The following is a 13,355-nucleotide window of genomic DNA, read 5'->3' as shown; positions in this document are numbered from 1 at the left end:
GTTTAGATGTTAAGATGGCTAAAACCACATTCTTTAGTTGTAAAAAAGAGCTGCCCTATGAAAAAAGATACCCAGATAGTCAGTGTCGGACGTGATAAAAAATGGACTAAAGGGGTGATAAACCCACCTGTTTTTAGAGCATCAACCATGGTATTCGATACCATGGAGGAGATGCGCTTCGCGACTAAAAATAGAGCCAAAGGAGAGATGTTTTACGGCAGACGTGGCGGCCCAACTCATTTTGCTTTTCAAGCGGCCATTGCTGGGCTTGAAGGCGGAGTGGGCACCGCCCTCTATCCATCAGGCTCTGCGGCGATTAGCGGCGCCCTGCTCTCATTTCTAAAGGCTGGCGATCACCTTTTGATGGTCGATACCGCCTATGAACCGACGCGGGATCTCTGTAATAAACTGCTAGCAGGTTTTGGCATTGAAACCACTTACTATGATCCTATGATAGGTGCGGGAATTGAAGCCCTGATTAAGCCCAATACTAAGGTGCTGTTTCTTGAATCCCCCGGCTCCATCACCATGGAGATCCAAGATGTACCGAGCTTAGCAAAGGTCGCGCACCAACATGGATTAACAGTCATCTTAGACAACACTTGGGCGTCTCCCATCAACTCTCGCCCATTCGAGATGGGGGTCGATATCTCAATTCAAGCAGCCACTAAATACATTGTTGGCCACTCAGATGTGATGATGGGTACAGCAACCTCTAACGAGGCCCATTGGGATCAATTAAGAGAAAATAGCTACTTAATGGGACAATGCACCTCACCTGATGATGTCTACCTTGCCAGCCGAGGTTTAAGAACATTAGGCGTGCGTATGCAGCAACATGAGCGCAATGCGCTTAAAGTGGCAAATTGGCTGCAATCTCGCCCTGAGGTTGACCATATCAGGCATCCAGCTTTCGACACTTGCCCTGGTCATGAGTTCTTTAAGCGTGATTTTAGCGGCTCTAATGGTCTGTTCTCTTTCGTATTAAAAGAGGGTTCGCTAAATTCAGTCACCGCACTGGTTGAGAATATGGCTCACTTTAAGATGGGGTTCTCTTGGGGAGGATTTGAGAGCCTAATTCTGGGCGTATTTGGCATCGACAGGCTTCGCACCGCAACCCATTGGGATAGCAGTAAACCACTTATCCGTCTTCATGTTGGCCTTGAAGATCCAGATGATCTGATTGCCGATCTCCAAGCAGGTTTCGAGCGATTTAACCAAGCATTGAAATAAATAAAAACTCTGGATTAAACCTAGGTTATGTAAAACCCCTAGGTTTAATCCGACGATTCCTACAAATTAGCACTCAACACAGCTTGTCCAAAGCAGCGGCTCACCCAGCTCCTCTAGCTCTCCATCGATAATTACCAGTGCACTATTATCTTGGCACAGATAGAGAGACTCAAATAACGCCTCATCAAACTCAACCCCCCTTCGCTGCAACTCTGCGATAAAATCCACTGGAGTGGTCAATTCGCTACGCAGATGCGGCATAAAGTGAAATGGAACTAGCCCTAGAGCCGATAAATCCTTGAGCTCAACATCATTACTATCACCACATAAAAAAGCACTCTCAATTGATGGTGTCATGAGCATAGCACCAGCGCTCACGCCAACTAACGCCCCGCCCGCTTCAACATATTGCCTCAATTTAGGCAACAGCCCTCTTAGTTTTAACCCTTTTAAAAACCGGAAGGTATCTCCACCCGCTAGGTGGATAGCGTCGCAGCCAAACAGCTCTGGCAAAATATCTTCATCAAACTCCGACTCAAGCTCGACAAAAAGTGGCATCTGGGCGCCTAACTCTTCATAAAGCGCTTGGGTCTGACGAAAATAAGCTCTGTCAGGCTCAGGACCTGAGGCGATATAAGCAAGCTTACACACGTCCTTTTTCTGAGCTGCGAGCAGTAGCTTTATCGCATCGATACCATTTGAAGAGGTAGGAGAACTAAGTAATGCCAGTTTCATATTTCTCAAGTGATTGAATACAAGATGAAACCAGATTACCCAGAGGTGAGAATAGTGACAAGTTTTTTAACAAAAAAGAGACTGTAAGGCGATTAAATCACCAGACATCTACTGTTTTATTCAAATTTATTTGTTAGCCTAGCTTACTGGGTATATTCAGCCCTGAATTTTGAAGTGGCTTTATAACAGTTGCAGCGCTTGTACTTACAAGCCCTCTTAAGCTGCACATTTTTGATGTTCATTTGGAGCTATAATTTTTATGCTTTTTAAGTCGCAACAACTTCTCCCTTTCGCTCTTGCCTGTTTATTGCTTTCAACCCAAGCAATGGCGAAATCTGATTACCAAGCGCTAAGTGATAGCTTTAAACAAGAGTTTCATAAGCAGCTAAAGAAAAATGGCGTACCAGGCGGCGCTTTTGTCATTATTGAAGATGATAAAATCTTAAAGATGAGCTCATACGGGAAACGCAAAAAAGGCGGTACACTCAATATAAACAGCAACACGGTATTCAGATTGGCATCGGTATCAAAAACATTTGCAGGCACCTTAGCAACCATGCTGGTTCATGAGAAAAAATTCAGTTGGGAAGATTCACTTATCCGCTACATGCCTGAATTTAAACTTGCAGACTCCTCGGCAACAAAAGAGATCAACTTGGGCCATGTGATTGGTCAAAGCACAGGGTTAATGCCTAACAGCTACGACAATATCCTCAATGCCAACGGTAAACTAAAAAAAATTATCCCTCAGTTTTCTAAGCTCACTCCCATGTGCTCACCCGGTGTCTGCTACAGCTACCAAAATATCGCCTTCTCATTTATCCAACCTGTAATTGAGCAGCAAACCGGCAGCAGTTACGCAAATTTAGTTGAAAAACGGATCTTCTCCCCCCTTAAAATGAATACCGCTTCCATAGGAATGGACGCCTTCCTAGCAAGCAAGAACCGCGCAAGTCCCCATATAAAAACCCGTTCGGGCTTTAAAAAAGTCAAGGTAAAGCCTAACTACTACCAAGTAGAGCCTGCAGCTGGCGTCAATGCCAGTATCACAGATATCTCTAAATGGTTGATTGCCAATTTAGGCAATAACCCTAAGGTACTGAGCCCGCAACTGCTCCAAGATATCAAGGAGCCTGGAGTGCGCACCCGTAAGGAACTTAGACGCCGTGAATGGCGAACTCATCTCAATGATGCCCATTATGGTAAAGGATGGAGAGTCTACGATTTTGAAGGTGAAGAGCTGGTGTATCACGCGGGGTGGGTGGCAGGCTATGTAGCAGAAATTGCTTACTCCCCTCGCCTGAAAATAGGTATGGCCATGTTACTAAACGGCGAATCTCGGGTTATTGCAGAGCTAGGATCAGAGTTTTGGAGTAAGGTGATAACACAAGAGAAGCGCTTAGCCAGTAAAACTAAAACGGCAAAATAGCGCTCAAAATCTATCTGGACTAATCACAATCTCTGTATTAGTCCAGATCTCTCATCGGCCACAACACGATATGGTCTTCGATATATCTAACCTTTGTCTCACACTTCACTTTATTTTGAGTCGACATTCCAGCCTCATGCATCAAAGCTTTCGAGCCTGTGATCAAAGGATGCCAAGAGGGTAACTCTCGCCCAAGAAACAAGCGCCGATATGCACAACTATCGGGGAGCCAAGTCAGCTCGGCAACATTATCAGCCGTCACTTGAGTGCAAGAGGGCACAAAAGTAAAGCGTTCCTGATAATGAACACAATGACCATCTTGATGATCTAATAGTTTACAGGCTGCATTGGTGTAATAGAGCTCTTCGGTTTCATCATCGATTAACTTATTTAAACAGCACTTACCGCACCCGTCACACAATGATTCCCACTCTTGGGTATCAAGCTGTGCTAAGGATTTTTCTTTCCAAAATGACATGATTTTTAATCTACAAAAAAGCCCGTTTTCACGGGCTATTTTACACTAGTCATTAATAACAATGAAGTCATGGGTCACAAACGACAAAAGGCGTTAATTAATTTCAGGCTACTTGATCCGCTCTGAAAGGTAGGTCACCGACAAAGCTTGATAGTCGGAGTCCATTCGTTTAATTAAAGTACGATAGTTATCGTAAACCAGATAAGCTCGCCCCTTTGCACCGTCAGGCATAATGAGTGAAACCGACATGTCATCTCGATTTGGAAGCGACTTACCGTTATAACGGCTTATCCCCAGCTCCCCCCATTGAGAAAACGTTTTGGAGATCCCATTAGATGAGTGGTTGATATCAAAGTTGTCCGGTAACAACACTTGCCGTCCCCAAGTCTGCTCCCCTTTCCAACCAACTTGCTTTAAATAATTAGCAAGAGATGCAAAGATATCTTGAGGATTCCCCCACAGATCAATCTTCCCGTCACCATCCCAATCTTGTGCATAAAGAAGGTATTGGCTGGGCAAAAATAGAGGCTGACCCACTAATCCTTTCGATGAGCTTTTAAGTTCACTGACTTGCAAGGACTCCTGCTCAAGGATCTGCAAAGTCGCAAAAACCTCCTCTTGATAGTCGACACGCTCTGGTTGATCAAAAGCTTTTGAGGCGGTAACTGACAGCAGTGGGTACTGGCTTACTGCTTCACCAAAATCTGACTCCATCGCCCAAAGTGCAACAAGAAATCTAGGCTGAACACCGTACTTATCGCCAATAGCCTTAAGCTCTGCTTGGTATTGAAGGAATAGAGCTCTGGCCTTATCAACTTTCCACTCAGGAACTCGCTGGGGAATATAACTCTCTAAGTTGGTCATCGATTTTTCAGCTGTTTTACTGCTGTCTTGCGCAGTTCTAAACAACTTGATATTGGAAAAGCTCGATTCTAACGTCTGCTCAGCTATCCCCTTCTCTCTTGCTTCCTGTTTAAGGCTGGAAAGGAACTGCTGAAAACTGGATGTGGGTTTAACGTCTTGGGCAAAAACGTTATGCTGTAACCCTATTGCGATCACAAAAGTAGCACTAATGGCTCCGAGATTTATCCCTGTCATTTTGTATCCCTAATTAAGCTAATCGTTAATCTCAATTAATCTCTACTGTAGCCTATTTCACGCTTATGCTCTTCAAGCAGGTTAACCACAGGCGGAGGTAATTGAAGATAATAGCCTTTATCGGCCAATTCACTCTTCACTTTGTTAATATCGGCAAAACCTAAATGATCTCGCTTCATTAAGGGTAGCATCATCACAAGTTCTGGTGGGCCAAACATCTCGAGCAGTGCTTCGGGGACACGTTCAAATTCATTACGTTTTTCAACGAAAAGATAACTATCGGCTTTACGCCGACTCTTATATACCGCACAGATCATATACTGTCTACTTTCCTACTATTCAACTTGCCACTGACTGAGTCACACTATAACATGGACAGCTATTAATATAATGCAAATCAGCGCCAAGTCTGATTATTTTATAAAGAGCTAAGGTCACAATGCAGACACCCAGCCTAGAGTTAAAAGGCTCATCATTTACACTATCTGTACTCCACATTAACCAGCTTGATCTGGAAAAAGTGACAATTGAGTTAGACGGCAAATTAGCCATCGCTCCACAATTTTTTCTCGGTGCGCCACTGGTGGTTAATTTAAGTCGCATTAAGGCAGCCGATTATAACTTAGCGGCACTAAAAGACCTGCTCATATCAAGGCAGCTAGTCATTGTTGGGATCACCGAAGCGATTGATGAGATAGCCACCCAAGCAAAAGCACTGGGTCTTGCGAACATCAAGTCCGGCAAGCAATCAAATGCTCAGCCTCAACTCCCTAAAACCAGTAAAATAGTGAAACAAAATGTGCGTTCTGGGCAGCAGATTTATGCCAAGAATGCCGATTTAGTGATTTTTGGTACTGTGGGTAATGGCGCTGAAGTGATTGCCGATGGCAGCATACATATTTATGGCAATTTGCGCGGCAAAGCGATGGCTGGCGCATCTGGCGATAAGCACGCCATCATCATCGCTCGCTCTTTGGAAGCCGAACTGGTCTCTATTGCAGGTCAATACTGGCTAGCGGAAAACATTCAACATAATAGTACAACGAAAAGTGGCTGTGTTCGCCTCGAAGGTGAATCTCTTACCATCGAAGCGCTGCCACTTTAAAGACAGCAAAAAGGAAAGAATTAGAAATGACACAAATAATTGTTGTCACCTCAGGTAAAGGCGGCGTGGGTAAAACCACATCCAGTGCGGCTATTGCTACAGGTTTGGCATTAAAGGGACATAAAACTGTCGTTGTTGATTTTGATATCGGACTGCGTAACTTAGACCTTATCATGGGGTGTGAGCGCAGGGTCGTCTACGACTTTGTCAATGTGATCAATGGCGAGGCAAACTTGAATCAAGCATTGATCAAAGATAAGCGTTGTCCGAATCTATTTGTTCTACCAGCTTCACAAACCCGGGATAAAGATGCACTCACCAAAGAGGGCGTTGGCAAGGTATTGGATGATTTAGCAAAAGATTTTGAGTTTATTATCTGTGATTCACCTGCTGGCATCGAAACTGGCGCTATGATGGCACTATACTTTGCAGATGTCGCTATTGTGACCACGAACCCTGAGGTGAGCTCAGTCAGAGACTCGGACCGAATTCTTGGTATGTTGCAGAGTAAGTCGAAACGCGCCGAAGAGGGATTAGAGCCAGTTAAAGAGTATCTATTACTGACACGCTACTCCCCTGCACGCGTCACCACAGGTGAGATGTTAAGTGTTGAAGATGTAGAAGAGATCTTAGCAATACCACTTATTGGGGTCATTCCTGAGTCTCAAGCTGTTTTAAAAGCCTCTAATTCAGGTGTACCTGTTATCATGGATCAAGAGAGTGATGCGGGTAAAGCATACAGCGATAGCGTCGATCGCTTATTGGGAGAAGAGCTACCTTTACGTTTTGTCACTGAGCAGAAGAAAGGTTTCTTAAAACGGATATTTGGTAGTTAATTATGTCTTTACTTGATTATTTCAAAAGCAGTAAAAAACCGGCTACAGCGGTCACAGCCAAAGAGCGTTTGCAGATCATCGTTGCCCACCAGCGTGGTGAGCGAGATGCACCGGATTATTTTCCTCAAATGAAGCAAGAGATCATTGAGGTGATAAAAAAGTATGTGCATATCGACCCTGAACAGGTTTCTGTTCAACTCGATAAAAATGATAATAAACTCTCGGTACTTGAGCTTAACGTCACTCTGCCTGAAAAGTCATAAGAGTGTAATATGCAAAACCCCGACATGAAGTCGGGGTTTAGTTGTTTGTTTAATAATATGGCCCAAGTTGGACTAAATTAGAGAGACAGTGCCGACAGCTGTGCTGAAACCAAGGTTTCACGCCAGCCAGATAACAGCAGAGGCTTGTCTCCAACCTTGCCAGCCCACAACCACTCAAGGTACTCATGAATGTGCCGCTTAGAACCCAAGAGTTCAATGGGTACTTCATGGCGTTCACTGATCGCACTTAAACACTGCTTAATGGTCTTAAACGAACTCTTATAGCCTGTTTTCAGTGCCAATACATCGATAGCATCAGGCAGATTATCCAGATCCGCAGTGGCTAATAACCTAATAAGATCTTTGCCATGAACACGTTTTTCCTGCTCTGTCAGCTCAATCATCTTATAGAGCTCACTGCTATTTTTAGGCTGTTTTTTCGCTAAGCCAATTAAGCCGTGATCTTTAACAACAAAGCCTACAGCAAGATCCCGTGACAGGGCTTTTGATAAGCGCCATTTTGCTAATACTTTTAAATAAGCTAACTGCTTAGGACTCAGTTGAAATGCGTTTTTAACCCTTAAATAAGCCAGCTCAAGATCCGGTGGAGACAAACGACCTTGGGTCATTCGCTCACCCTCTTCTAATACCCAACCCAGTCTATTTTGCTCCTCAAGCTTCTCTACAAGTTGTGGATAGAGCTGATAAAGGTAATAAACATCGTTAGCCGCATAGTTCAGCTGAGCTTCACTTAAGGGACGTTTCATCCAGTCGGTACGAGATTCACCTTTATCGAGTGGAATGTTCAAGGTTTGCTCAACCAACTTTGCATAACCCAAGCCGTGGCCGAAACCACACAATGCAGCAGCAATTTGGCTATCGAACAACTTGAGCGGCTGACACTGACCGTTGCGAGCAAAGACCTCTAGATCTTCACTGCATGAGTGTAAAATCGTGGTAATGTTAGGCTCTGTCAACAAGCTCCAAAAACCTGAAAGATCACTGACTGCCACAGGGTCTATCAAGGCTAAGGTTTTACCATCATAAGCTTGTATTAAACCCAGTCGAGCATAAAAAGTGCGGGTACGAACAAATTCAGTGTCCAATACCAGTAACTGACTCTCTCTGTACTGAGAAACAAGCTTAGCTAAACTTGCATCATCATCTATATATTGAAACGCTAACAAATTGTTCTCCCGGATAATGGCATGCTGTAAAAAATAGAAAAGCCGGCATCAAGGCCGGCTTAGAGGTTTAAATGGCGCGATACTTATTTTACGCCAAACAGGAAATGTCATTAAGATGACTTAACTTCATCCCTTAACTCTCTACGTAGGATCTTACCCACGTTCGATTTCGGTAGCTCTTCCCTAAATTCTACCAGCTTAGGCACTTTATATCCCGTTAAATGCTTACGACAATGTGTGATGAGATCTTGTTCGCTTAAAGATTTATCATTTTTAACGACAAATACCTTAACTAACTCACCACAAAGCTCATTAGGCACTCCAACCGCAGCGACTTCAATCACTTTTGGATGTAGAGCAACAACCTCCTCCACCTCATTAGGGAATACATTAAAGCCAGAGACTAGAATCATATCTTTCTTACGATCGACAATGAAGAAGAATCCCTGTTCATCCATATAACCGATATCACCGGTTGCTAGATAACCCTGAGCATCGATAACATTAGCAGTCTCTTCTGGTCTCTGCCAATAACCTTTCATGATCTGAGGCCCTTTAGCAAACAGCTCTCCAATCTCACCTTGGGGCAAGACTTTGCCTTCATCATCACGTACCTGGATATCGGTCATCGCCACAGGAAAACCGATAGAGCCGTTATAGCCTTCAAGGTTATAGGGACAACACGTCACCAAAGGCGCAGCTTCGGTTAAACCATAGCCCTCAAGCAGCTTAGTCTTAGTGATAGCCTGCCACTTATCCGCCACAGCACGTTGCACCGCCATACCGCCACCAATCGACAGTTTAAGCTGAGAAAAATCTAAATCTTTAAACTCGTCAGAGTTAACTAAAGCGTTAAAAAGCGTATTAACCCCAGTCAGTGCAGTATATGGATGCTTTTTCAGCTCACCAACAAATGCAGGGAGATCCCTAGGGTTAGTGATCAACAGGTTATTTGCACCTTTGTGCATAAACAGCAAGCAGTTCACCGTCAAAGCAAAGATGTGATAAAGCGGCAGCGCTGTGACAACAAACTCCTTGCCATCAATCAGCATAGGAGAGTATGCCGCATCCGCTTGTAACAGATTGCTCACCACATTTGCGTGGGTCAACATGGCACCTTTAGAGACTCCTGTTGTCCCGCCTGTATACTGCAAAAAGGCAAGATCGTCGTTGACTAACTTAGGTTTCACGTACTGCATGCGTCTGCCTTTACTTAAGGCTTTACGCATCGAAATTGCATGAGGAAGATTGTACTTAGGCACCATCTTCTTAATGTATTTAACCACGAAGTTAACTAAGGTACGTTTAGGGGCACTAAGAAGATCCCCAAGTCCCGTTAAGATAACGCTCTCGACACAAGTTTGATCGACAACCTTCTCAAGGGTATGAGCAAAATTAGATACCACAACAATCGCTTTAGCACCGGAATCATTTAGCTGATGTTTCAGCTCTCGTGGCGTATAAAGAGGATTTACGTTAACGACCACCATGCCCGCACGCAAGATCCCAAAGAGTGCAATGGGGTATTGCAGCAAGTTCGGCATCATGATGGCGACTCTGTCACCCTTTTCCAGCTTAAGATCATTTTGCAGATACGCGGCAAAAGCGCGACTACGCTCTTCAAGTTTGCGATAGGTTAATGTCGCACCCATATTGACGAAGGCTGGTTGATCGGCATATTTAGACACTGAGGTCTCAAACATCTCCACCAGCGAGTTATATCGATTAACATCAATCTCGTTAGATACATCATCCGGTAAATTATCTATCCAAATCTGTTCCACAAATCTCTCCTAAAATCCCCACATTCAGCGGATACAGAAACATACTCTCTGTAAAAAGCTTGTTAAAACAACAAGCAAAATCACTGACTTAATTTTTTATTTTATTCACACCGAATTCATACAGGCGTTTTAATTTTGAACATCATCACATAAATAGAGTAAAAAGCCTAGTCCCTTTTTGTAAACCATGCTTTGACTCATGCAGAAAGATCGCCTAGCTAATAAGGTGGGTATTATGACAAAAATTGTGTGATTTGACTGCCTACCCCTTGTGCGTTTTCCATATGTAAATGGTGATCGCCATCAAGTTCTACGCAGATAAGTTGATCAAACCAAGCTTCCGCCTTCGCCAGCATCTTATTTATCTGTGAAAAGCCACGGGTTCCCGTTATCAATAGGGTGTTGCCGCTATGCTCAGTCATCAGAGCATCCACCTGCTCAAAGGTAAGTCTAAGTGGAGAATCTAGCTTTAGCCTAGGATCGCTTCGCCAACTAAAACCAACAGCTGGGCCCGCTTCACTACGGTGCATATTTCGCCCAACGAGCAAACGACACCACTTAGCATCGAGTCCTGTTAGCCTCACTCTCGCTTTAACCGCAGGTTCAATAGACTCATATATTGCTGGGGCTTTATGTTTTTTGTTTAGATACAGCGCATGATCTCTGAAACTATTACGCAATCGCTGATTATTCTTAGAGGCAGACTCATAAAGGGGACTTATCGCTTCGATAAGCACCAATTTACCGACTTTTTCAGGAAAGGCTGCCACATAGGCTGAGGCAACAATACCCCCTAGAGAGTGGCCAATGATGGCAACTGGTTGTTGCTCCTCACTGAGGTGGTCCATCAAAAGCTCAAGATCGTACAGGTAGTCAATCCAATGCAGAGGATATAGACCGGGCCTGTGCTCAGAGCCTCCATGCCCCGGCCAATCGATGGCTAATAGTTGATAGTCACTAAGCTGCTCCGCCAAAGGGGCAAAACTATTGGCATTATCTAACCAGCCATGCAGTGCAAGTAACAGAGGTTTATCCGGCGCCCCCCACAGCCGACCGGATAGGCGAATATGAGGCAGCTGGAACTCAACCTCATTGTCGGGGGCACAAGATTGACTCATATCGCCTCTTATACTGATGAATATTGATTATTGAACATTTTTAATAAACTTGAGCGTCATACGATCGCTCTCACCAATGGCTAAGTACTTGGCCTTATCGACATCTTCTAGAGCCAGACGTGGTGGTAGAGTCCAAACTCCTTTTGGATAATCTTTGGTATCTTTAGCATTGGCATTCACATCTGACTTCGCCACTAAGGTAAAGCCTACCTTCTCAGCTAATGCGATCACTTGTGCTTCGTCCATGTAACCGGTTTTTGCATCCATCCCCGCCTTACCTCTGTGCTCTACGATACCAAAGGTTCCGCCGGGTTTAAGTACCTTATAGGTCGACTCAAATACAGGCTCCAAATACCCTTTCATCGCCCAGTTATGAAGGTTTCTGAAGGTCAGTACGGTATCAACACTTTCATCACGACCTAATACATAGTGAGTTGGCGGATCGAAGGTGACTGTGGTCGCTTGGCCAACATGCGCTTTATTCTTCTTTAGCCAAGCCTCAAACTTTTTCCCAGAGGTAGCACGATAGCCTTTACGCTTCTTCTCATCTGCTGGGTTGGTATCAAAATTACCCGCAACATATTGTCCCTCTCCAGCAAGATAAGGTGCCAACACCTCAGCGTACCACCCTCCGCCTGGCCACAGTTCAATCACAGTGTCGCTTGCCTTAATATCGAAAAAGGTGAGTGTCTCTAAAGGATGACGATACTTATCACGACTAACATTCTTATCTTGCCTAAAATCGCTCTTAACCACTTGATCCAGTGTTGTCGTTTTATGGCTTGTATCGTGGGCAAGAACACTCACACTGCATGTGGTGCTCAGCAAAATACTGGCTAAAAGAGTACTGTTTTTCATTATCGCTTCCCTGTATAAAATTTATGTAGGAAGCAACAAGGTAACAGAAAAGCGAGGGAGATATACAAAACCTATGCCCAGATAAGGCCATAGAACTGAATGAAATTATGTAAGAAAACGTAAATAACTAATATAAAATGAAGCAACTTAAGGTCAACGCTTTAACGCGGCCTGATCCACCCGCCGCCAACAAAGAAAGATCATTAACGCACTAATAACTAACCAAACAAACACCCAGACCCAAGCGGGGATCCAAGTTTGCGATGCCAACATAGACGCATCACCTTTACCGCTAAGCCCCAGTAACACAGTAGGGCTGGCCAAAGCATTAAGCATGATCATTAACGCCATAATCCTCAAGCCACTGTCCATAAATCGGTTATTGTTCAATTTAAGTGGCAGAAGAAACAGCACTGCTAGGCAAGCCAAAATAGAGATAGTTAACAGATCTCGCCCCCACAATAGAGCCGTTAGCACTACCGCAGAGCCTAAGAATGCAAAGCTAACACGGATCCCTTTTGGCCAAGTAGCCAAGATAAAGATCAAATATCCCCAAAGTGCAGCGCCAAAGTATCCACTAAACCCTATCGCAATAGGCCAACCACCTTGAGTAAAACACAAACCAGCACCATTGGGGAAAAGCTGAATATGACTCACGCTTCCACCGGTTAATAGGCTTGCAAGACCATGTGAAATCTCATGGAAATAACTCTCAAGCCACTTAAAAGGAACACTAATGTAAGGTAGGCGAGTAATAAGGAAAGCAAACATGAGTTCAAAGAAAAAACGACCTCTTGAGGGGGCACCGCTGCGTTCTAGTTTTTCTTGCTCAAGGGGGTTAACTGAAGAGTTATGCATAGGTATCTATGCCGACCATCTGCTGGATCTCTTCACGAGCCGCTGCATGCTCATTAGCAAGGTAGTGAGCAACTGCGCCTTCGCTGCCCTGTATTGCCCGCTCATATTCGAGCTTGGCCCCTAAACGATTTGATAACTGCTCTGGCGTTGTCTGTTCAAAGAGTTGAACACCGCCCTGAGCATCATGTATATCTTTGCTGGTAGGGTTAACATCAAGCAGAGCCTTTTCCAGACCTTGACCCTGTTTTACACGTTCAAGGTGCTCAGTTGCATCAATACCTGAATTGGGTTTAATCTGACTGGAGCCATTAGCGCCAGAGACACCTGAGACTTGAGCCTGAGAGGAGCCAAAATAGTTTGCCTGAACTTGCAT

The 13,355-nt window shown here is 44.3% G+C and carries 15 protein-coding genes; 5 read left to right on the top strand and 10 right to left on the bottom strand.

Features of this window, described 5'->3' with window-relative positions; genetic code table 11:
• The first annotated feature begins 57 nt into the window (after nucleotides 1–57).
• Nucleotides 58–1,233 (top strand): cystathionine beta-lyase, encoded by a 1,176-nt coding sequence (locus tag K0625_RS09775; protein WP_220109512.1) that lies wholly within the window; start codon nucleotides 58–60, stop codon nucleotides 1,231–1,233.
• A 66-nt stretch (nucleotides 1,234–1,299) separates the two neighbouring features.
• On the opposite strand, the gene K0625_RS09770 is transcribed toward K0625_RS09775, so the two are convergent.
• A complete protein-coding gene (locus K0625_RS09770) occupies nucleotides 1,300–1,968 on the bottom strand; it encodes a Type 1 glutamine amidotransferase-like domain-containing protein (RefSeq protein WP_220109511.1) in 669 nt (222 codons plus the stop codon).
• A 259-nt stretch (nucleotides 1,969–2,227) separates the two neighbouring features.
• Here K0625_RS09770 and K0625_RS09765 point away from each other — a divergent pair, with 259 nt between their 5' ends.
• Nucleotides 2,228–3,397, top strand: a complete 1,170-nt coding sequence (locus tag K0625_RS09765; RefSeq protein ID WP_220109510.1) for a serine hydrolase domain-containing protein — start codon at nucleotides 2,228–2,230, stop codon at nucleotides 3,395–3,397.
• Between the two features lie 37 nt (nucleotides 3,398–3,434).
• On the opposite strand, the gene K0625_RS09760 is transcribed toward K0625_RS09765, so the two are convergent.
• From K0625_RS09760 to K0625_RS09750, 3 genes are all read right to left on the bottom strand, one after another.
• On the bottom strand, nucleotides 3,435–3,875 hold the full coding sequence (locus tag K0625_RS09760) for a YcgN family cysteine cluster protein (RefSeq protein WP_220109509.1): 441 nt from the start codon (nucleotides 3,873–3,875) through the stop codon (nucleotides 3,435–3,437).
• A 108-nt stretch (nucleotides 3,876–3,983) separates the two neighbouring features.
• Nucleotides 3,984–4,973, bottom strand: a complete 990-nt coding sequence (locus K0625_RS09755; RefSeq protein WP_220109508.1) for a lytic murein transglycosylase — start codon at nucleotides 4,971–4,973, stop codon at nucleotides 3,984–3,986.
• Between the two features lie 35 nt (nucleotides 4,974–5,008).
• Complete coding sequence (locus K0625_RS09750) at nucleotides 5,009–5,290, bottom strand: YcgL domain-containing protein (protein WP_220109507.1); 282 nt, start codon at nucleotides 5,288–5,290, stop codon at nucleotides 5,009–5,011.
• Nucleotides 5,291–5,412: 122 nt separating this feature from the next.
• Here K0625_RS09750 and minC point away from each other — a divergent pair, with 122 nt between their 5' ends.
• Genes minC through minE form a run of 3 tightly spaced genes read left to right on the top strand, consistent with a single transcriptional unit; the run spans nucleotide 5,413 to nucleotide 7,177 of the window.
• Entirely contained in the window at nucleotides 5,413–6,078 is a 666-nt protein-coding gene (minC, locus tag K0625_RS09745; protein WP_220109506.1) for a septum site-determining protein MinC, read from the top strand.
• A gap of 26 nt (nucleotides 6,079–6,104) precedes the next feature.
• Nucleotides 6,105–6,914: a septum site-determining protein MinD gene (gene minD, locus K0625_RS09740; RefSeq protein WP_064791501.1), complete on the top strand. Its 810-nt coding sequence runs from the start codon at nucleotides 6,105–6,107 to the stop codon at nucleotides 6,912–6,914.
• A 2-nt stretch (nucleotides 6,915–6,916) separates the two neighbouring features.
• The gene (gene minE, locus K0625_RS09735; RefSeq protein WP_012324741.1) at nucleotides 6,917–7,177 is read left to right on the top strand and encodes a cell division topological specificity factor MinE; all 261 of its coding nucleotides are present in this window, start codon (nucleotides 6,917–6,919) and stop codon (nucleotides 7,175–7,177) included.
• A 77-nt stretch (nucleotides 7,178–7,254) separates the two neighbouring features.
• On the opposite strand, the gene rnd is transcribed toward minE, so the two are convergent.
• From rnd to K0625_RS09705, 6 genes are all read right to left on the bottom strand, one after another.
• The gene (gene rnd, locus K0625_RS09730) at nucleotides 7,255–8,364 is read right to left on the bottom strand and encodes a ribonuclease D (RefSeq protein WP_220109505.1); all 1,110 of its coding nucleotides are present in this window, start codon (nucleotides 8,362–8,364) and stop codon (nucleotides 7,255–7,257) included.
• A gap of 110 nt (nucleotides 8,365–8,474) precedes the next feature.
• Complete coding sequence (fadD, locus tag K0625_RS09725) at nucleotides 8,475–10,148, bottom strand: long-chain-fatty-acid--CoA ligase FadD (protein ID WP_220109504.1); 1,674 nt, start codon at nucleotides 10,146–10,148, stop codon at nucleotides 8,475–8,477.
• Nucleotides 10,149–10,381: 233 nt separating this feature from the next.
• Nucleotides 10,382–11,266, bottom strand: a complete 885-nt coding sequence (locus tag K0625_RS09720) for an alpha/beta hydrolase (protein ID WP_220109503.1) — start codon at nucleotides 11,264–11,266, stop codon at nucleotides 10,382–10,384.
• Nucleotides 11,267–11,293: 27 nt separating this feature from the next.
• The gene (locus K0625_RS09715) at nucleotides 11,294–12,124 is read right to left on the bottom strand and encodes a class I SAM-dependent methyltransferase (protein WP_220109502.1); all 831 of its coding nucleotides are present in this window, start codon (nucleotides 12,122–12,124) and stop codon (nucleotides 11,294–11,296) included.
• Nucleotides 12,125–12,277: 153 nt separating this feature from the next.
• The gene (locus tag K0625_RS09710; RefSeq protein WP_220109501.1) at nucleotides 12,278–12,982 is read right to left on the bottom strand and encodes a M50 family metallopeptidase; all 705 of its coding nucleotides are present in this window, start codon (nucleotides 12,980–12,982) and stop codon (nucleotides 12,278–12,280) included.
• Nucleotides 12,975–13,355 carry a hypothetical protein gene (locus tag K0625_RS09705; protein ID WP_232847003.1) on the bottom strand — a complete coding sequence of 127 codons (381 nt, stop codon included), beginning with the start codon at nucleotides 13,353–13,355 and terminating at the stop codon, nucleotides 12,975–12,977. Before K0625_RS09705 ends, K0625_RS09710 begins: the two co-directional genes overlap by 8 nt.

The sequence above is a fragment of the Shewanella nanhaiensis genome (genome assembly GCF_019457885.1).
GTDB lineage: Bacteria > Pseudomonadota > Gammaproteobacteria > Enterobacterales > Shewanellaceae > Shewanella > Shewanella nanhaiensis.
This window is presented reverse-complemented; position numbering and strand designations above follow the sequence as displayed.

Bases quoted from the DNA above. Each gene is read 5' to 3' on its own strand.
- K0625_RS09755 (WP_220109508.1), bottom strand. From the start codon at position 4,973: ATGACAGGGATAAATCTCGGAGCCATTAGTGCTACTTTTGTGATCGCA.
- K0625_RS09715 (WP_220109502.1), bottom strand. From the start codon at position 12,124: ATGAAAAACAGTACTCTTTTAGCCAGTATTTTGCTGAGCACCACATGC.
- K0625_RS09760 (WP_220109509.1), bottom strand. From the start codon at position 3,875: ATGTCATTTTGGAAAGAAAAATCCTTAGCACAGCTTGATACCCAAGAG.
- K0625_RS09710 (WP_220109501.1), bottom strand. From the start codon at position 12,982: ATGCATAACTCTTCAGTTAACCCCCTTGAGCAAGAAAAACTAGAACGC.
- minC (WP_220109506.1), top strand. From the start codon at position 5,413: ATGCAGACACCCAGCCTAGAGTTAAAAGGCTCATCATTTACACTATCT.
- minD (WP_064791501.1), top strand. From the start codon at position 6,105: ATGACACAAATAATTGTTGTCACCTCAGGTAAAGGCGGCGTGGGTAAA.
- K0625_RS09770 (WP_220109511.1), bottom strand. From the start codon at position 1,968: ATGAAACTGGCATTACTTAGTTCTCCTACCTCTTCAAATGGTATCGAT.
- K0625_RS09775 (WP_220109512.1), top strand. From the start codon at position 58: ATGAAAAAAGATACCCAGATAGTCAGTGTCGGACGTGATAAAAAATGG.
- K0625_RS09765 (WP_220109510.1), top strand. From the start codon at position 2,228: ATGCTTTTTAAGTCGCAACAACTTCTCCCTTTCGCTCTTGCCTGTTTA.
- K0625_RS09720 (WP_220109503.1), bottom strand. From the start codon at position 11,266: ATGAGTCAATCTTGTGCCCCCGACAATGAGGTTGAGTTCCAGCTGCCT.
- K0625_RS09750 (WP_220109507.1), bottom strand. From the start codon at position 5,290: ATGATCTGTGCGGTATATAAGAGTCGGCGTAAAGCCGATAGTTATCTT.
- minE (WP_012324741.1), top strand. From the start codon at position 6,917: ATGTCTTTACTTGATTATTTCAAAAGCAGTAAAAAACCGGCTACAGCG.
- K0625_RS09705 (WP_232847003.1), bottom strand. From the start codon at position 13,355: ATGCAAGTTCAGGCAAACTATTTTGGCTCCTCTCAGGCTCAAGTCTCA.